Source organism: Janibacter zhaoxuefangae, from assembly GCF_050271985.1.
Lineage (GTDB): Bacteria > Actinomycetota > Actinomycetes > Actinomycetales > Dermatophilaceae.
In genome coordinates this window covers 1,771,897-1,789,725 of record NZ_CP189849.1, presented here as the reverse complement: position 1 = coordinate 1,789,725, position 17,829 = coordinate 1,771,897, and the positions used below count along the sequence as shown (strand labels likewise).

15 protein-coding genes are annotated in these 17,829 nt (G+C 72.4%); 8 read left to right on the top strand and 7 right to left on the bottom strand.

The window, feature by feature from the left end; all coding sequences use genetic code 11:
* Positions 1-35 precede the first annotated feature (35 nt).
* Together treY and treZ are read left to right on the top strand one after the other, a co-directional pair.
* On the top strand, positions 36-2,471 hold the full coding sequence (treY, locus tag ACQBAS_RS08405; protein ID WP_427383353.1) for a malto-oligosyltrehalose synthase: 2,436 nt from the start codon (positions 36-38) through the stop codon (positions 2,469-2,471).
* Complete coding sequence (gene treZ, locus ACQBAS_RS08400; protein WP_427383352.1) at positions 2,468-4,348, top strand: malto-oligosyltrehalose trehalohydrolase; 1,881 nt, start codon at positions 2,468-2,470, stop codon at positions 4,346-4,348. Before treY ends, treZ begins: the two co-directional genes overlap by 4 nt.
* A 350-nt stretch (positions 4,349-4,698) precedes the next feature.
* Here the strand turns inward: treZ and ACQBAS_RS08395 are convergent, their stop codons facing one another.
* Entirely contained in the window at positions 4,699-5,670 is a 972-nt protein-coding gene (locus ACQBAS_RS08395) for an acyl-CoA thioesterase (protein WP_427383351.1), read from the bottom strand.
* Positions 5,671-5,722: 52 nt separating this feature from the next.
* A complete protein-coding gene (locus ACQBAS_RS08390; RefSeq protein ID WP_427383350.1) occupies positions 5,723-7,171 on the bottom strand; it encodes a PLP-dependent aminotransferase family protein in 1,449 nt (482 codons plus the stop codon).
* Positions 7,172-7,274: 103 nt separating this feature from the next.
* Here ACQBAS_RS08390 and ACQBAS_RS08385 point away from each other — a divergent pair, with 103 nt between their 5' ends.
* On the top strand, positions 7,275-8,048 hold the full coding sequence (locus ACQBAS_RS08385) for a YczE/YyaS/YitT family protein (protein ID WP_427383349.1): 774 nt from the start codon (positions 7,275-7,277) through the stop codon (positions 8,046-8,048).
* Positions 8,049-8,074: 26 nt separating this feature from the next.
* On the opposite strand, the gene ACQBAS_RS08380 is transcribed toward ACQBAS_RS08385, so the two are convergent.
* Positions 8,075-10,219, bottom strand: coding sequence for a RecQ family ATP-dependent DNA helicase (locus ACQBAS_RS08380; RefSeq protein WP_427383348.1), 2,145 nt, complete (start codon positions 10,217-10,219; stop codon positions 8,075-8,077).
* 49 nt (positions 10,220-10,268) lie between these two features.
* On the opposite strand from ACQBAS_RS08380, the gene ACQBAS_RS08375 reads away from it, so the two are divergent.
* The 5 genes from ACQBAS_RS08375 to ACQBAS_RS08355 all read left to right on the top strand — a co-directional run bounded on the left by ACQBAS_RS08375 (position 10,269) and on the right by ACQBAS_RS08355 (position 13,753).
* On the top strand, positions 10,269-10,721 hold the full coding sequence (locus ACQBAS_RS08375; protein WP_427383347.1) for an acyl-CoA thioesterase: 453 nt from the start codon (positions 10,269-10,271) through the stop codon (positions 10,719-10,721).
* Positions 10,718-11,362 carry a hypothetical protein gene (locus tag ACQBAS_RS08370; RefSeq protein WP_427383346.1) on the top strand — a complete coding sequence of 215 codons (645 nt, stop codon included), beginning with the start codon at positions 10,718-10,720 and terminating at the stop codon, positions 11,360-11,362. The genes ACQBAS_RS08375 and ACQBAS_RS08370 overlap by 4 nt, the downstream gene beginning before the upstream one ends.
* A 65-nt stretch (positions 11,363-11,427) precedes the next feature.
* Complete coding sequence (locus tag ACQBAS_RS08365) at positions 11,428-11,718, top strand: DUF1905 domain-containing protein (protein WP_427383345.1); 291 nt, start codon at positions 11,428-11,430, stop codon at positions 11,716-11,718.
* Positions 11,719-11,799: 81 nt separating this feature from the next.
* Entirely contained in the window at positions 11,800-12,891 is a 1,092-nt protein-coding gene (locus ACQBAS_RS08360; protein ID WP_427383344.1) for a class I SAM-dependent methyltransferase, read from the top strand.
* A gap of 52 nt (positions 12,892-12,943) precedes the next feature.
* Positions 12,944-13,753, top strand: a complete 810-nt coding sequence (locus tag ACQBAS_RS08355; RefSeq protein WP_427383343.1) for an inositol monophosphatase family protein — start codon at positions 12,944-12,946, stop codon at positions 13,751-13,753.
* A gap of 40 nt (positions 13,754-13,793) precedes the next feature.
* On the opposite strand, the gene ACQBAS_RS08350 is transcribed toward ACQBAS_RS08355, so the two are convergent.
* The 4 genes from ACQBAS_RS08350 to ACQBAS_RS08335 form a co-directional block, all read right to left on the bottom strand.
* Positions 13,794-14,588 (bottom strand): glycerophosphodiester phosphodiesterase, encoded by a 795-nt coding sequence (locus tag ACQBAS_RS08350; RefSeq protein WP_427383342.1) that lies wholly within the window; start codon positions 14,586-14,588, stop codon positions 13,794-13,796.
* Positions 14,589-14,679: 91 nt separating this feature from the next.
* Positions 14,680-16,401, bottom strand: a complete 1,722-nt coding sequence (locus ACQBAS_RS08345) for a glycoside hydrolase family 13 protein (RefSeq protein WP_427383341.1) — start codon at positions 16,399-16,401, stop codon at positions 14,680-14,682.
* Between the two features lie 99 nt (positions 16,402-16,500).
* Positions 16,501-16,908, bottom strand: a complete 408-nt coding sequence (locus ACQBAS_RS08340; protein ID WP_427383340.1) for a globin — start codon at positions 16,906-16,908, stop codon at positions 16,501-16,503.
* Between the two features lie 12 nt (positions 16,909-16,920).
* On the bottom strand, positions 16,921-17,829 hold the full coding sequence (locus tag ACQBAS_RS08335) for a mechanosensitive ion channel family protein (RefSeq protein WP_427383339.1): 909 nt from the start codon (positions 17,827-17,829) through the stop codon (positions 16,921-16,923).

Below are 17,829 nucleotides of genomic sequence, written 5' to 3'. Positions count from 1 at the left end.
GACCTGACAAGGTGGTGAGGCAGGAGGAGAGACCCATGACGCCCACGTCCACGTACCGACTCCAGTTGGAGCCGCGCTTCACCTTCGCCGATGCGGCGCGGGCCGTGCCACGGCTCGCCGCGCTCGGGTTCACCCACCTCTACCTCTCGCCCATCCTCCAGGCGGCGCCCGGGTCGACGCACGGCTACGACGTCGTCGACCACTCGCGGATCAGTGACCAACTGGGCGGCAGGGCCGGGCTCGATGCGCTGGCCGCGACCGCGCACGACCACGGTCTGGGGCTGATCGTCGACGTCGTCCCCAACCACATGGCCGCGCCCACCCCGGCGCACCTCAACCGGCAGTGGTGGTCGCTGCTGAAGGAGGGTCGCGAGTCGCCGGTGGCGCACTGGTTCGACGTCGACTGGGACAGCGAGGACGGCCGCGTGCTCCTGCCCGTGCTCGGGGCGCCGCTCGCCGACGTCCTCGCCGCCGGTGACCTTGTCGTGACCCCCGACGGGGGAGCAGCCGGTGACGAGACGGTCCTGCGCTACCACGAGCACGAGTTCCCGATCCGGCCCGGCACCGAGCGTCTGCCGATCGCCGAGCTCGTCCGATCGCAGCACCACCTGCTCACGCACTGGCGCGACGGCGCGGAGCGACTCACGCACCGGCGCTTCTTCGACGTCACGAGCCTCGTCGCCATCCGGGTCGAGGACCCGACCGTCTTCGACGCCACGCACGCGCTCTTCGTCGATCTGTTGTGCGCGGGTGTCATCGACGGCTTGCGGATCGATCACCCGGACGGCCTCGCCGACCCGGAGGGCTACCTCGAGCGGCTCGCGGAGGTGACCGACGGCGCGTGGGTCGTCGTCGAGAAGATCCTCGAGGGCGAGGAACGGCTGCCTACGACGTGGCCGTGCGCCGGCACGACCGGCTACGACACGCTGCGGGATCTCAGCGCGCTGTTCGTGGATCCCGACGGTGCCCAGCCGCTCACGGACGTGGTCGCCGAGATCACGGGGGAGAGCCCCGTGCTGGCCGACCTCGTGGACGCGGCCAAGGCGGACATCGTGGCCCACGGGCAGGCGGCCGAGGTGGCGCGCCTCGTCCGGGTGATCGCACGGGTGCTGCCGCAGCACTCGGTGGCCGACCTGCACGCCGTGCTGGGCGCCCTGCTCGTCGCCATGGATCGCTATCGGGCCTACGTCCGCCCGGGGGTGCCCGCGAGCGGGGAGGCCGCCGCCGTGCTCGAGGCCGCCCGCAGCCGTGCGGCCCGCGCTCTCGCCGCCTCAGGAGATGACCTCTCAGGCGTGCTCGCTGACACCGTCGAGGTCCTCGCCGGCCGCGCACACGGGGCGGATGCGACGTCGGCTGCCGAGGCCGTGGTCCGCTTCCAGCAGACCTGCGGGCCGGTCATGGCGAAGGGGATCGAGGACACCGCCTTCTATCGATACCTGCGCCTCGTGGGACTCAATGAGGTTGGCGGCGACCCTGGCCGGTTCGGCTGCTCCGTCGCGGACTTCCACGCCTCGGCGGCGCAGCGGCACGGCACGCACCCCGACACCATGACGTGCCTCTCGACGCACGACACGAAGCGTTCCGAGGACGTCCGGGCCCGCCTCGCCGTCGTCTCCGAGCGGCCCGACGCCTGGCGTGCCTGGGTGTCCCGCGTGCGCGACCTGGCGACACCACATCGGCCGGCGGGTCTCGACCCGGCGACGGAGTACCTCATCTGGCAGACGATCGTCGGCGCAGGACCGTTGACCCGCGACCGGCTCGACGCCTACGTGACGAAGGCGGTCCGCGAGGCCAAGCGCCACACGACCTGGACGGATCCGGACGGGGCGTACGAGGGGGCCGTGGCCGCCTTCGTCGACGAGGTCTCGGAGGACGGGGCCGTGCACGCGGCCCTGGCGGAGTGGCTCGACGAGACCGCCGAGGCCGTGCGGGCCACGGTCCTGGGGAAGAAGCTCCTGCAACTCGTCCTGCCGGGGGTGCCCGACGTCTACCAGGGGTGTGAGGCGCTCGACCTCTCGCTCGTCGACCCGGACAACCGTCGCCTGGTCGATCACGCTGCCCTCGCTGCGCGGCTCGAATCACTCGACGCCGGAGGCTCCCCCGCGGACCTCTCCGACGAGAAACTGCGCCTGACGGCGGCGGCCCTGCGCCTGCGCCGTGCCCACCCCGAGTGGTTCATCGGAGCCGGCTCGGGCCACACACCGGTGCCCGCGACGACCGATCACGTCGTGGCCGTCGGTCGCGGCGCTGGCAGCGAGCCCGCGGACGTGCGCGTCGTCGCCGTCGTCACGCGCCTCGCGAGTCGGTTGGCGGATCGCGGCGGCTGGGGAGACGCCACCCTCGACCTGCCGCCCGGCGTGTGGCGAGATGTCCTCTCCGACAACGAGTTCCACGTCACCGGCCCGACCGTCGTCGCGGCCGTGCTCGGCGCCGCACCGGTTGCCCTCCTCGTCCTTCAGGATCCGGCATGAGCGTGCGACACGACGCCGCTGGCGCCGACATCGCCGTCTGGGCGCCCGCGGTCGACTCCGTGGAACTGGCGCTCGGGCCCGATGCTGCCCACCGCGAGCCGCTCCACCGCGCCGACGATGGTTGGTGGACCTGGCCCGGAGACCCCCGTGGCGACGGCCCGTTCGACTACGCCTTCGTCGTCGACGGTGAAGGTCCTTTCCCCGACCCTCGCAGCGCCTGGCAGCCGCACGGGGTGAACGGGCCGAGTCGCTGGTTCGATCCCTCGGCCCACCCGTGGCGCGACGCGGACTGGTCCGGGCCTCGCGGCGGCGCCGGCGCGCTCGGTGGGGTGATCTACGAACTCCACATCGGCACCTTCACGCCGGAGGGCACGTTGGCTGCCGCGACGCAGCGCCTGGACCACCTCGTCGACCTCGGCGTCGACGTCGTCGAGCTCATGCCCGTGGCAGCCTTCCCCGGGCGCTGGGGCTGGGGCTACGACGGCGTCCTGCCCTACGCGGTCCACGACCAGTACGGTGGGCCGGCCGCACTCCAGGCGTTCGTCGACGAGTGCCACGCCCGCGGGCTCGGTGTCTGCCTCGACGTCGTGCACAACCACCTCGGCCCCAGCGGCAACCACCTCGCGCGCTACGCGCCGTACTTCACCCACGCACACAGCACGCCGTGGGGACCGGCCGTCAATCTCGACCAGCCCGGCAGCGACGGTGTCCGACGCTGGATCGTCGACAACGTCGTCCGCTGGCTGCGCGACTTCCACCTCGACGCGCTGCGGCTCGACGCTGTCCACGAACTCGTCGACACCTCACCGCGGCACGTGCTCGCCGAGATCTCCGACGCCGTGGCGGGCCTCGAGGGGGAGCTCGGGCGCCCGCTGACGCTCATCGCCGAGTCGGACCTCAACGACACGGTGATGATCACGCCGACCGGCCGGGGTGGGTTGGGGATGAGTGCGCAGTGGGCGGACGACGTGCACCACGCGCTGCACGTCGTCGCCACCGGAGAACTCCAGGGCTACTACGCCGATTTCGGTGGGGGCACCCAGGCATGGCCGGACGGTGGCCCGATGTCCGTCCTGGCGAAGGTGCTCGGACAGGTGTTCCTCCACGACGGGCGCATGTCCACCTTCCGCGGGCGGCCGTGGGGTGCGCCGGTCGACCCCGAGCAGGTGCCCGCAGCCAGGTTCGTCGCCTATCTCCAGACGCACGACCAGGTCGGCAATCGGGCCACGGGTGACCGGATCAGCGCGGGGGTCGACCCCGCCCGGCAGGCGGCGGCAGCCGCGCTCTACCTGCTGTCCCCGTTCACGCCGATGATCTTCATGGGGGAGGAGTGGGGCGCCTCGACCCCCTTCTGCTTCTTCAGCGACTTCGACGACCCGGCGCTCGCCGAGGCGGTGCGGACGGGGCGGCGTGCGGAGTTCGCGGCCCATGGTTGGGCTGCCGAGGACATCCCGGACCCGCAGGACGAGGCCACGCGCGATGCGAGCGTGCTGCGCTGGGACGAATCCGGGGCCGGTCACCACGCCCGCCTGCTCGCCCACCACCGGGCGCTCATCGCGCTCCGTCGGCGCCTGCCAGCCGCCGAACGAATCGACGACGTCACCATCGACTTCGACGAAACCGATCGATGGATCTCGTTGTCCCGCAAGGGAGTCGTCGTCGTCGCGGCCTTCGGTGACGGGATCGCCGAGGTCCCCGTGGCGACCTTCGTCGGCGGTCTCTCGGGCGCGGAACTGCTCGGGTGGGGCGAGCGCCGCGTCGACGGGGGAGTCGTGCGACTCGACGGACCGGGCGTGTCCGTCCTCGGCCGGGCAAGGACACCTGATGTCCCAAACTCGGCTGATGGGGGCCGCGTGCGCCGGGTAAGGGACACCTGATGTCCCAAACTCGGCCGAAGGGGGCCGCCCGCGCCGGGTAAGGGACACCTGATGTCCCAAACTCGGCTGAAGCGGGCCGCCCGCGCCGGGTAAGGGACACCTGATGTCCCAAACTCGGCTGAAGCGGGCCGCCCGCGCCGGGTAAGGGACACCTGATGTCCCAAACTCGGCTGAAGCGGGCCGCCCGCGCCGGGTAAGGGACACCTGATGTCCCAAACTCGGCTGAAGCGGGCCGCCCGCGCCGGGTAAGGGACACCTGATGTCCCAAACTCGGCTGATGGGGGCCGCCCGCGCCGGGTAAGGGACACCTGATGTCCCAAACTCGGCTGATGGGGCCGCCTGCGTCGAGCTCAGTCCGAGGACGCGGGGAGTTCCTTGACGCGCATCATGCCCTCCTGGGCGGTGGTCACGAGCATCGTCCCGTCCCGGCTGAACATCCGGCCGGCGGCAAGGCCACGGCCGCCCTGGGCGGACGGCGAGGACTGGGTGTAGAGGATCCAGTCGTCCCAGCGGATCGGCCGGTGGAACCACATGGCGTGGTCGAGACTCGCGACGCGAAGGCGGCGGTCCGACCAGCCCACGCCGTGACGCCGCAGCACCGGTTCGAGCAGCGTGTAGTCCGAGGCGTAGGCGATGGCCGCGGCGTGCACCAACGGGTCGTCCGGCAGGTCGCCGACGGCCCGCATCCACACGCGCTGCTCGGCCGGACCGGGCTCACCGGTGCCGAAGTCGGTCCGGCCCTCGACGTGCCGGATCTCGATGGGACGGCTGCGCAGGTACTCGACGCGGGAGTCGTCCTCCAGGCCGGCGTAGATCTGCGAGACGGAGGGGACCGCCTCCGGCGGGGTCACCTGCGGCATGACGTCGTGGTGGTCGAGCCCGCCGGCCGGGTCCTGGAAGGACGCCGTCATCGACAGGATGGGGCGACCGTCCTGGAGCGCGTGGACGTGACGCGTCGAGAAGGAGTTGCCGTCACGGAGCAGCTCGACGGCGAAACGGATGGGCTCCTTGTCGTCCCCGGGACGCATGAAGTAGGCGTGCAGGGAGTGCACCGCTCGCTCGGGCGCGACACTGCGAACCGTCAGCCCGGCCGCCAACAGGGCCTGGGAGAGGACCTGACCACCGAAGACCCGACCATGCGGCATGCGCTGACTCCGGCCGCGGAAGGCCGTCACCTCCGTGCGGTTCTCCACCCCGGGGATGCTGATGTGCTGACGCCCTGTCCCGAGCTCCTCGAGGGCGAGCACGTCGAGGAGCTGCTGGAAGGACTCGGGGTCGGTGCCCGGAGCATCGGCCCCGGGGGAGTGCGGTGTCTCGGTCACGCACCGCACTCTAGTCGGCGGCGTGACGTGTTCCGCGGGAGCGGGAGCGCCGTCAGGCCACTGTGGCGTTGCGCGTCGTGGAGGCGGCGCGAGTCGGTTGCTCGAGGGCGCGTGGCCAGGCGCGAGCGAGTCGCTGGACCGCCTCGGTCATGACCGGGGCGGCGTGCGGGAAGGGGAGCCGGAGGAACCGGTCGAGTCCGTGGTCGACCGCGAAGGTCGGACCGGGCGCCAGGTGGACCCCTTCGTCCTCGGCGACCACGGCCAACGCCGTCGAGGCCGTGGCCGGCAACTCGGCCCACAGGCTGAGCCCGCCGGCGGGCAGCCGGAATTGCCACTCGGGCAGGTGCGTCCGCAGGGCGCCGACCAGGGCGTCCCGGGACTCCCGAGCAGCGCGGCGACGCTCCTCCGCGACGTGGTCGTGCCGGGTGAGCAGGTGCAGCAGGACCAGTTGCTCGAAGGTCGGTGCCCCGAGGTCGACGCTGAGGCGTGCGCGCCCGAGGCGCTGCATGACCTCGGTGTCGGCCCGCAGCCACCCGACGCGCAGGCCGGCCCAATACGTCTTGCTGGAGCTGCCGATGGTGATCGTGTCCGGGGCATGCGCGGCGAAGGGGAGCGGCGCCGGACCGCCGTCGAGGACGAAGTCGACGACCGTCTCGTCGACGATCCCGATGGTGTGGGCGCGGGCGAGGCGTCGGCCGATGTCCGCGCGCTGGTCGTCGCCCATGAGGAGCCCGGTCGGGTTCTGGTTGTCGGGCAGCAGGTAGGCCACCCGCGGGGCCACCTGCCGGAGGGTGACCTCGAGGGCGTCCGCGTCCCAGCCGTGCCGGTCAAGGGGGAGGGGCCGGACCCGGGCGCCGGCGCCGCGCAGGGCGGCCACGGCATTGGGATAGGTCGGGTTCTCGGTGAGGACGCGGTCGCCCGTCGACAGCAGACCGCGGGCGACGATGGCCAGCGCGCCGAGCGCTCCGGTCGTGACCATGATCTGTTCGGCCGTCGTCGGTAGACCCCGGCTGCGATAGCGCTCGGCCAGGGCCTCCCGCAGCTCGGGCAGACCCTGCGGGTCGTAGCCCGAGCCGCCGAGCCGGGACCGCACGCCCTCGGCGGCGATGTCGATGGCCTCCTCTGCGGCGGACGGGGCGGTCGGCATGACGGCACAGGTGAGGTCGATGGCGCCGTCGGCGAGCGGGCTCGTGGGGACGAGTGGGCCGCCGACGCGGGAGCGGCTCCCGGCCGGGAGCGTCACGCGGCTGCCCGACCCGCGGCGGGACGTCAGGTAGCCGCGCTCCCGCAGCAGGCCATAGGCGGCCGCGACGGTGGTCCGGCTGACGCCGAGCGCCTCGGTCAGGGCGCGCTCGCTCGGCAGCGTGGTGTCGAGCGCGAGACGGCCGTCGGTGATGAGCAACCGCAGTCCGTCGGCGATCCCGCGATAGGCGGGGCTGCGTCGGGGGCTGTCCCCGAGCAGCATGGTGAGGCGGCCGGCGGAGACGGTGGGAGTGGCCATGTGGCCAGTCTGGACGAAGTGGCCTGCTCGAGTAAGGCCAATCAGGCCACTTCCTGCGAAGTGGACCGCGACGATCGGTCCACCCGGCCGCCACCATGGAGGTATGTCCCCGTTCGCCTCCTCGTTGGCCACGTCCCGGCGCCTGCTCACTCGCCGCGTCGACCTCACGCCCATGACGCCCCGTCAGCAGCTGCGGGCCGGCCGCACGGTCCACCGACTCGTCCAGCTCGGCGTCGGCCTCTGGCTCTACGGCGTCGCCATGGGGATGCTCGTGCGGTCACAACTGGGTCTGGACCCGTGGGACGTCTTCCACTACGGCGTCGGCACGCGCCTGCCGGTGAGCTTCGGCACCGTCGTCATCCTCACCGGCGTCGCGGTCCTCCTCCTGTGGATCCCCCTGCGTCAGTGGCCCGGTCTGGGGACGGTGGCCAACACCGTCGTCATCGGCATCGCCACGGACGTCACCCTCGCGATGCTCGCCCAGCCGGACTCCCTGGTCTGGCGATGGGGGCTGCTGCTGGGCGGCATCCTGCTCAACGGGATCGCCGGCGCCATGTACATCGGCAGCCAGTTCGGTCCCGGTCCCAGGGACGGGCTGATGACCGGCATCGCGCGCCGGACCGGCCTGAGCCTGCGGCTCGTGCGCACCACGCTCGAGGTCACCGTCCTCGCGGTGGGGTGGCTGCTCGGCGGCATCGTCGGGGTGGGCACCATCCTCTACGCCCTGCTCATCGGTCCCGTCATCCAGGCCTTCCTGCCGCTGCTCACGGTCCGCGTGTCGCCGCCGGAGCGCCGGACGTCCGATGCGGCACCGCCCGACGACGCGTCCTGCGAGCCCGAGACCGCGTCCGTGCTTGAGATCCCCAATGGCAACTGAGTCTCCCCACGGCAACTGACGTCGGCTCAGCCGTCGAGAGCCAGGGCGAAGGGGAGCACCGCCGGTGCTCCGGCCAGGCGCAGGGCGCGCCCCGCGACGGCGAGGGACCAGCGGGAATGGACGACGTCGTCGACGAGCAGCACGGGTCCACGAGCCTGCGCGAGAGTCTGCGCCAGTTCGGGGCCCACGACGATGCGGTCCCACACGTTGGCGAGGCGGAAGGCGCTGTTGCCGCCCGGCTCGCCGATGGGTCCGCCGTCGGCGAGGTCGAGCGTGCCGAGCAGCGGGAGCCGGCCGACCTCGGCGAGATGTGCGGCGGTCGACTGCACGAGCTGCGGACGCTGCCGTGCCGGCATGGCGACGATGCCGACGGGCCGCTCGAGCCATCCCCATCCGGCGAGGACGCCGACGGCGGCGCGAGTGACGGCCTGCGGGACGACCTGGTCCTCCGCGAGCACCTCACGCAGTCGCTGACCCCAACCGAGGTCGGTCAGGCGAGCCAGGGCGCGCCCCGACTCCACGGCCTCTGCGGGTGGGATCTTCCCCTTCACCGGCACCCCGAGGCGGCCCATCCCGGAGGGCCACTGGGTGCGCGGCTCGATCTCGACGCCGACCTGCGCGAGCCGCTCGCTCGCGGACGTGACGGCCGCGTCGGGGATGTCGGTCGCGAACCACGTGCCCGCGCACGTGTCGCACCGGCCGCACGGCTTCGCGCTGGGGTCGTCGAGCAGGCGCTGGAGGAACTCCATCCGGCAGCCCGTCGTCGTCTCGTAGTCGAGCATGTGCTGCTGCTCGTCCTTGCGGGCCTGGGCCACACGCTCGTAGCGCTCGGCGTCGTAGGTCCACGGTTGCCCGGTCCCGACCCAGCCGCCCTGCACCTTGCTGACCGCGCCGTCGACGTCGAGCACCTTCAGGAGCAGATCAAGCCGGGTGCGGCGGATGTCCACGATCGTCTCGAGGGCGGGGACCGACAGCGGTCGCCCCGCCTCGGCGAGCGCCGTCAGGACGGCGTCGGCCTGCTCCTGGCGAGGCATGGACGACGAGGCGAACCAGGCCCAGATGTCCCGATCCTCGACGCCGGGCAGGAGCACGACGTCGGCGCTGTCCGTCGCGCGCCCTGCGCGGCCGACCTGTTGGTAGTACGCGACGGGCGACGACGGCGCGCCGAGGTGCACGACGAACCCGAGGTCCGGCTTGTCGAACCCCATGCCGAGAGCGCTCGTGGCCACCAACGCCTTGACCTCGTTGCGTCGCAGGGCGTCCTCGAGGCGGGCCCGATCCTCGGTGTCGGTGCGGCCCGTGTAGGCGCGCACCTCGTGGCCGGCGTCACGCAGCGCGGCGGCCACGTCCTCGGCGGCCGAGACGGTGAGCGCATAGATGATCCCGCTGCCGGTCAGGCTCGGGAGGTTCGCCGCGAGCCACGCCAGCCGGCGCTCCGCGGACGTCTTCGGCAGGACGCCCAGCCGCAGCGAGTCGCGAGCCAGCGATCCGCGGACGGTGAGCACGCGGTGACCACCGGCGCCGAGTTGCTCGACGACATCGGCCACGACGCGCGAGTTGGCCGTCGCCGTCGTCGCGAGCACGGGAGTGTCCTGTGGCAGCCCCGCCAGCAGATCCCTGATCCGCCGGTAGTCCGGGCGGAAGTCGTGACCCCAGTCCGAGATGCAGTGCGCCTCGTCGACGACCACGAGTCCGCAGCGGCGCGCCAGATCGGGCAGTTGTTCGTCGCGGAAGCGGGGGTTGTTGAGACGCTCCGGGCTGACGAGGAGCACGTCCACCTCATCGGCCGCGAGCTGGGCCCGGACCTCGTCCCACTCCTGCGCGTTGGCGGAGTTCATCGACACGGCACGCACGCCGGCGCGTTCGGCCGCGCCGACCTGGTCGCGCATGAGAGCGAGGAGGGGGGAGACGATGAGCGCCGGCCCCGCGCCGGCCTGACGCCGCAGCTGGGCGGCGACGAAGTAGACGGCCGACTTGCCCCACCCGGTGCGCTGGACGACGAGGGCGCGCTGCCGGTCGTGGACGAGCGCGCTGATCGCCTCCAGCTGACCGGGGTGGAACTCGGCGTCCTCCCGCCCGACGAGCCGCCGCAGGACCTCGAGTGCCGCGGTACGCACCGACTCCGGCACGTCGGCGTCCGGCAAGTGGGTGGTCGTCGCGTCGGTGCTCATGACCCCCACCGTAGGCGGAGGCTCCGACAGGCCCTGCCAGACTGTCGCCATGGATGGCAAGAGGTTCGAGACCTTCGTCCCGCTCCGGTGGAGCGACATGGACGCTTATCAGCACGTCAACAACGTTCAGTACCTGCGCCTGATCGAGGAGGCGAGGATCGCCGCCTTCAACGACTGGTTCGGCTTCTCCGACGGTGACCTCGAGCGCGGCGTCATCGTCGCGCGGTCCGAGATCGAGTACCTCGCGCCGCTGCACTACCGGACGGCTCCGGTGCAGATCGACGTGTGGATCACGAAGATGTCGGGCGCGAGCTATGACGTCGCCTACGAGGTGCGCGACCCCGAGGGCGTCGGCGACGGCTCCCTCTACGCGCTGGCCGAGACGACGATGGTCGGCTTCGACTTCGAGACCCAGCGGCCGCGACGCCTCGACGAGCAGGACCGCGCGACCCTGTCCGCCTACGCGGGCGACCCGGCGCCCTTCCGCCGCCGCCAGGGATGAGCACGCCCGCGGGTGGGCTCGTCCTGGCCGATCCGGAGAGTCTGCGTGACCTTGCGACCTTCGTCGGCCGCGCGAAGGGTGCCGTCCCCGAGGGCGCGGTACGACTCCAGGCGGTCGGATCGGTGCTCGCGACGTGGGTGGGGCTCCTCGACGGCTCCGGTCTCGCCAGCGACGGCGCCGTCCTCGGGCTGCGCACCGTCGCGCTCGCGGAGCCATCCGAGCTCGACGTGTGTGTGCCGCTCGCGGCGCTGACGGACCGCACGGCCCGTGCGGGCGCCGCCGACGTGGAGCTGCCCATCCCCCCGCAGACGGTCGCCCCCCGCTGGGCGGCCCTCACCCCACCCCGGGGCGGCTGGGAGCCCGTCGGCACGCTGCCCGCGGAGCTCCTGCACGAGGCGGCCCGAGCCGGCATCGCCGAGATTGCCCTCGGTTCGCCCGACGGGGCCGGGTCCCATGCGGTTGCGGCGCTGCGTCAGCGGGTGTGGGCCGCGCCGACCGCGTCCACCCCGCCCGTGCCGGCGGGCGCGGCCTTCGGCCTGCACGTGCTGGGTTTCCTCACGCCGGGGGAGGGCGTGACCGTCCACGCGGCCGGGCGGTGGACCCGCGTCACGACCACGGTGGGCTTCGTCCTCACGCGCTGACCTCCCGGTTGCGGGATGTCATCACGCACCCCGTCCGGAGCCGAATGGGCGCGACAATGGCGGTCATGGAGTGGACGGTGATCGGCGACGTGATCGAGTGGCGCGGACCCGCGCCGTACTACTTCCTGCCGATGGACCCCGAGGACAGTGCCGAGGTGAAGATCGAGGCGGCGGGCCTGGAGTACTGGGGTCAGGTCGCCGTCATCGCCGCGATCGACGGCAGCACCTTCACCACCGCGCTGTTCCCCAAGGACGGCCGCTATCTGCTGCCGCTGCGCGCATCCGTCCGTGAGGACCACGACATCGAGTCGGGCAGTGCCCTGACCGTGACGCTGCGCCTCAACCGCGACCGCTGAGTGCGCCGGAGGGTCCTTCTCGGTGACGGCCCCCCACTTCGGGTCATGGCGCGGCGGCGAGTCGGCGCGCAGCCTGTGGTCATGGGCACAACACTCCCGCCCGCCGACACGTCCGCCGATCCGGCGGCGACGGCAGATCGCCTCTTCGAGAGTCTGATCGCCGCCTTCGACGTGTTGTCCGTGCTCGTCGGCGACCGGATGGGGTGGTACCGCAGCCTGGCCGACTCCGGTCCCGCCACATCCGCCCAGCTGGCGCAGCGCACGGGGACCCAGGAGCGCTACGCGCGCGAATGGCTGGAGCAGCAGGCGGTGACCGGGCTCCTTCACGCCGCCCCCGCGGCATCCGCCGAGGACCGCGTCTTCACCCTCCCGGCGGGGACGGCGGAGGCCGTCACCGACGAGCACAGCCTCGCCTTCCTGGCGCCCTCGGCACGGCTCTTCGGGGCGTGTGCGACCGCCCTGCCACTGCTTCTCGACGCCTACCGTTCGGGTGGTGGCGTCAGCTGGAGGCAGTTCGGGGACGACGCCCGGCAGGGGCAGGCCGCGGGCAACCGGCCGTGGTACGAGCGACGGCTCGCGGGGGCACTCGCCGAGGTCGCCGACCTGGACCTGCTGCTCGCACGCCCGGGCGCGCGGATCCTCGAGGTCGGCTCGGGTGGCGGGTGGGCGAGCATCGCGCTCGCCCGTGCCTACCCCGGGGCCAGCGTGCGGGGCGTCGACATCGACGCCGACTCGGTGGCGATGGCCGCCCGCCACGTCGCCGACGCCGGCCTGACCGCACGGGTGCAGTTCACCCACGGCGATGCCGCCGATCTGACCGCCGGGGGACATGACATCGCCTTCGCCTTCGAGTGCGTGCACGACATGCCGCGACCGGTCGAGGTGCTCGCGGCCGCCCGGCGAGCTCTCGTCCCGGGCGGCCCGCTCATCGTCATGGATGAGGCCGTGGCCGAGGCCTTCGGCGGCGACGCTGGCCAGGTCGAGAGGCTGATGTACGGCTTCAGCCTCTTCATGTGTCTGCCCGACGGGCTGTCCGTCTCGCCCAGTGTCGGGACCGGCGCCGTCATGCGACCGGAGCGGTTGCGCGCCCATGCGCTCGCGGCGGGATTTCGTGACGTGGAGATCCTGCCGATCGAGGGCTTCTCCCTCTTCCGGTTCTATCGCCTCACCTGAGCCGCCGCCCGCGGTGCCCGTCGATGGTGGTGGCGCGGCCTAGGGTGTCCATGTGGAGACCACGCCGAGTCCGCTGACCGACCTCTCGACCCTCCCCGACGACCTCGATGACGGCGCTCTCGCCGCCGAACTGACGCGCCGCGCCGCGACCCTCGCCAGCGAGATGCGCGCGCGAGGCCTGCAGGGCCACGAGAAGACCTCCGTCTCGGATGTCGTGACCGCGGCCGATCACGCCGCTGAGGCCTTCGTCACGGCTGCGTTGGCCGCCCTTCGCCCCGACGACGGCATCGTCGGCGAGGAGGGTGCATCGGCCGCGTCGACGAGCGGCCGGACGTGGGTCATCGACCCGGTCGACGGCACCTACAACTTCCTGTCCGGGCTGTCCTACTGGTGCAGTGCCCTGGCGCTGCGCGATGACGAAGGGGTCCTCGTCGGTGCCGTGCACCACCCCGGCCAGGATGAGGCCTGGCTGGGTGTGCGCGGGCGCCGCACGACCCTCAACGGGGTCGAGCTGCCGCCCCTGACCGATGCCACCGCGGACCGCTCCTGCCTGGCGACCTACCTGCATCCCACCCGCCTCGCGGACCCGACGCTGCTGACCCCGTGGTCGGCGATGACCCAGCGCACGGCGACGGTGCGGATGCTCGGCTCCAGTTCGTGCGACCTCGCGGCCGTGGCAGGTGGTCGGATCGAGGCGTGGGCCCAGCACGCGGTCCTCGAGTGGGACTGGCTTCCCGGTCAGGCCCTCGTGCTCGGGGTCGGCGGGGTCACCGAACTGGTGGAGCACCGCGGCCACACGTGGAGCCTCGCCGGTCGCCCGAGTGCCGTCGCCGAGTTGGCCGACGCGATCCGCACGAGCTGACCGGCCACGATCGGCGTCACTCCCGGCGCCGAACCCGGCGTCACCCCAGGGGAGTGCCGCGCTCTGCGAGGACGTCCCGCAGGATGTCGATCCGGTCGGAGACGAGACCGTCGACGCCGAGGTCGAGGAGCCGGTGCATCTCGGCGGCCTCGTCGATCGTCCACACGTGCACGTGCTTGCCCAGCCGGTGCGCGGTCTCGATGAGACGCGGCGTCACGAGCGTCAGGTCGCGTCCGGCGATCCGCTGGCTGACGGGGATCTGCAGCGCCTGCGCGGGAGAGTGCAGCACGCGCGAGACGAGGGCGGGCGTGAGGCGGAGCGCGGCCACCCCGGCGGGCCCGGCGGACGTCGCCAGACGCGGCCCGAGCTGACGACGCACGGCGCGCAACCGGTGATCGCTGAAGCTGCCGACGCAGACGCGGTCGATGGCGCCGTGGGCGACGATCGTCGCCACGAGCGGGTCGACGGCACCCGGCGCCTTCACGTCGATGTTGATCCGCGTTTCGGGGAACTCCTCGAGGATCTGCGCGAGCGTCGGGATCTCCTCACCGGCGATCCGGGCCCGCGTGACGGTGGACCAGGGCAGGTCGGCGATCCGGCCGGTGCCGTCGGTGACGCGGTCGAGGACGTCGTCGTGGAAGGCGATGAGCTCGCCGTCGGACGTCGCGTGGACATCGGTCTCGAGGTAGCGGAACCCCATCGCCACCGCCTCGCGGAAGGCGGTCACCGTGTTTTCGCGCCCCCGGTTGGGTTCGTGGGTCGCGCCGCCGCGGTGGGCCAACCCGATGGGCGTGGCCTGCGAGAAGTAGGGGAACTCGTGCGCGGGGCGGGCCACGGCACCTCCTGACGAGCGAGCAGGGGGAAGGGGAAGGGCGACGGCGGGCCACTGGCGCAGCCCGCCGTGCATCAACCTAGCGCCAGCCCGATCAGAGAGCGGCCCAGATGGTGGTGTCCGTGGGGACCAGCCCGTCGTCGGTCAGCGGGCCGGACGCGAGGAGCAGTGCGCTGCCCTCGGGCAGGGCCACCGGCTCGGTGCCGAGGTTGGCGATGACGAGCGTGGGGTGCTCGCCGCCGCGGCCCGTGTTGTGCAGGGTGAGCACCGCGTCCTCGGCAGTGTCGGCGTCGGTGCTGTCGGTGGTGGTGTCGCCGACGAGGGCGAGACCGCCGAGACCGAGGCCGCGCTCGTCACGCAGCGCGAGAGCCGCGCGGTAGAGCTCCAGGGTGGACCCGGCGACGCCGGCCTGCTGGTCGGCGGCGAGGTCGCCGTAGGCCGGGGGCTGGGGGAGCCAGCTGGCACCCGTCGCGCTGAAGCCGTAGGCCGGCGCATCCCGCTCCCACGGCATGGGGACGCGGCAACCGTCGCGGCCCACTTCGGTGCCCGACGTGCGGTGGAAGGTCGGGTCCTCCCGGTAGTGGTGGTCGAGCGCGGTGTGCTCGGGCAGGCCGAGTTCCTCACCCTGGTAGAGGTAGGCGCCGCCGGGCAGCGCGAGCATCAGCAGGGAGGCGGCGCGGGCTCGGCGCAGGCCCAACTCGGCGTCGGGCTGCGGGTCGGAGGCACTGATCCCGTTGGGTCGCTTCTGGCCGACGGGCAGTCCCAGACGCGAGGCGTGGCGGACGACGTCGTGGTTGGAGAGCACCCATGTCGCGGGGGCGCCGACGGAGTCGTTGGCGCTGAGCGAGTCGGTGATGACGGTGCGCAGGTCGGCGACGCGCCACGGCGCCTCGAGGTAGCCGAAGTTGAACGCCTGGTGGAACTCGTCGGGGCGCACGTACCGCGCGGCCCGCTCGGCGGGCGCCACCCACGCCTCGGCGCACATGATCCGGTCGCCCTCGTACTCGTCGAGCACGGAGCGCCAGGCGCGGTAGATCTCGTGGACGCCGTCCTGGTCCCAGAAGGGGGAGAGTGCCGTGTTGTCCTGGCTGATCATCTCGGTCTCGAGGGGGAAGGGGGGCAGCCCTTCCTTCTTGATCAGGCCGTGGGCGACGTCGACGCGGAAGCCGTCGACACCGCGGTCGAGCCAGAAGCGCAGGACGGACTCGAACTCCTCACGCACGACCGGGTTCTGCCAGTTGAAGTCGGGCTGGCTGGAGTCGAAGAGGTGCAGGTACCACTGGCCGGGGGTGCCGTCGGGCTCGGTGATCCGCGTCCACGCCGGGCCGCCGAAGACGGAGCGCCAGTCGTTGGGCGGCGTGGAGCCGTCGGCGCCGAGACCGTCGCGGAACATGTAGCGCTCGCGGGCCTCGCTGCCGGGGGCCGCGGCGAGGGCCTCCTGGAACCAGGCGTGCTGGTCGCTCGAGTGGTTGGGGACCAGGTCGACGATGATGCGCAGGCCGAGCTCGTGGGCCCGAGCCAGCAGCGCGTCGGCGTCCGCCAGGGTGCCGAAGAGCGGGTCGATGTCGCGGTAGTCCGAGACGTCGTAGCCGGCATCCTTCTGCGGGGACCGGAAGAAGGGGGAGAACCAGATCGCGTCGACGCCGAGCTCGGCGAGGTGGCCGAGGCGGGAGGTGATCCCGGGCAGGTCGCCCACACCGTCGCCGTCGCCGTCGGCCCACGAGCGTGGGTAGACCTGATAGATGACGGCGTCCCGCCACCAGGGCGAGTCGGCGGGGTCGGCGGCGTGGAGGTCGGTCGTCTGCAGATCGGTCACCCGCCCATGGTGGCTGACCGGAGCCCCTTCGCGCAAAAAGTTGCGCCATCTGCAAGATCTTGCAGATACCTGCCCGTGGGACAGCAGCCCGCGACGACGTCAGACCGGGGGAGTGCCGCCTTCGGGAGTGTTGACGAGCATGTCGGCCGCGCGGATCAGGTAGTCCCGCAGGACGATGTCGTGACGCGGCTCGAGACCCAACCCGTCGACGGCCGCGAGCATGTGCAACAGCCAGCGGTCGCGCATCGTGGGGGTCACCGCGAAGGGGACGTGGCGCATCCGCAGCCGGGGGTGGCCGCGCTCCTCCGAGTAGGTCCTCGGACCACCCCAGTACTGTTCGAAGAACTTCCGCAGGCGCTCCTCGGCGGGGCCGAGGTCCTCCTCGGGATAGAGCGCTCGCAGCCCGGGGTCACCGGCCACGCCCACGTAGAAGTCGTGCACCAGCCGGACGAAGGTGTCGTGCCCCCCGACCTGCTCGTAGAAGGTCGCCTCGGGTGTCGCGCTCATGGGGTGATCCTCTCAGCCGGAGCGGACCGGGCCGATGGGGGGCAGCGGCGGGCCCTGCACCCCTTCGCGGTCGAAGGCGGCCTTGAGCCGGAAGCGGATCTCCCGCTGGACGGCGAAGTTGGCATCCGAGGCGCACGTCGCGAGGACGCGCAGCGTGACCGTGCCGGCACCGATGGACTCGACGCCGAGCACCTTCGGCTCCTCGAGCAGCTCGTCCTGCCACTGCGGGTCCTCGTCCATGTCGTGCAGGGCCGCGCGCATGATCTCGGTGACGCGCGCGACGTCCTCGCCGGAGGAGACCTGCACGTCGACGAGGGCCGTCGACCAACCCTGGCTCCGATTGGCGATCCGGATGATCTCGCCGTTGCGGACGTACCAGACGACGCCGTCGGCATCACGCAGCCGGGTGACCCGCAGCGAGACCTCCTCGACGGTGCCGATCGCCTCACCGGTGTCGATGACGTCGCCGACCCCGTACTGGTCCTCGAGGATCATGAAGACGCCCGAGAGGAAGTCCTTGACGAGGCTCTGCGCGCCGAAGCCGAGCGCCACGCCGCCCACCCCGGCCGATGCGAGGAGCGGGCCGAGCGGGATGCCCAGGAGCGCCATGATCGTCAGCGCCGCGATCCCGAGGACGACGACGGTGACGATGCTGCGCAGGAGGGAGCCCATCGTCTGGGCGCGCTGCCGGTGTCGCTCGTGGGCCGCGCCCGTCGCGCGGGCGAGGACACGTTCGGCCCGCGACGTCGGACCCCCGGCGCCGCGCCGCGACCGAGCGACCGTGCGGTCGACGACCGCGGTGATGCTCCGGTGGAGGAACCACCGGAGCACCACCGCGGCCACGAGCGTGGCCACGATCCGTGCGGGCACGCCGACGAACCAGTGCCACACCTCGTCCCAGGCCACCGTCAGATCCCCCAC

Bases quoted from the DNA above. Each gene is read 5' to 3' on its own strand.
- ACQBAS_RS08360 (WP_427383344.1), top strand. From the start codon at position 11,800: ATGGGCACAACACTCCCGCCCGCCGACACGTCCGCCGATCCGGCGGCG.
- ACQBAS_RS08340 (WP_427383340.1), bottom strand. From the start codon at position 16,908: ATGAGCGCGACACCCGAGGCGACCTTCTACGAGCAGGTCGGGGGGCAC.
- ACQBAS_RS08365 (WP_427383345.1), top strand. From the start codon at position 11,428: ATGGAGTGGACGGTGATCGGCGACGTGATCGAGTGGCGCGGACCCGCG.
- ACQBAS_RS08385 (WP_427383349.1), top strand. From the start codon at position 7,275: ATGTCCCCGTTCGCCTCCTCGTTGGCCACGTCCCGGCGCCTGCTCACT.
- ACQBAS_RS08375 (WP_427383347.1), top strand. From the start codon at position 10,269: ATGGATGGCAAGAGGTTCGAGACCTTCGTCCCGCTCCGGTGGAGCGAC.
- ACQBAS_RS08370 (WP_427383346.1), top strand. From the start codon at position 10,718: ATGAGCACGCCCGCGGGTGGGCTCGTCCTGGCCGATCCGGAGAGTCTG.
- ACQBAS_RS08380 (WP_427383348.1), bottom strand. From the start codon at position 10,219: ATGAGCACCGACGCGACGACCACCCACTTGCCGGACGCCGACGTGCCG.
- ACQBAS_RS08390 (WP_427383350.1), bottom strand. From the start codon at position 7,171: ATGGCCACTCCCACCGTCTCCGCCGGCCGCCTCACCATGCTGCTCGGG.
- treZ (WP_427383352.1), top strand. From the start codon at position 2,468: ATGAGCGTGCGACACGACGCCGCTGGCGCCGACATCGCCGTCTGGGCG.
- treY (WP_427383353.1), top strand. From the start codon at position 36: ATGACGCCCACGTCCACGTACCGACTCCAGTTGGAGCCGCGCTTCACC.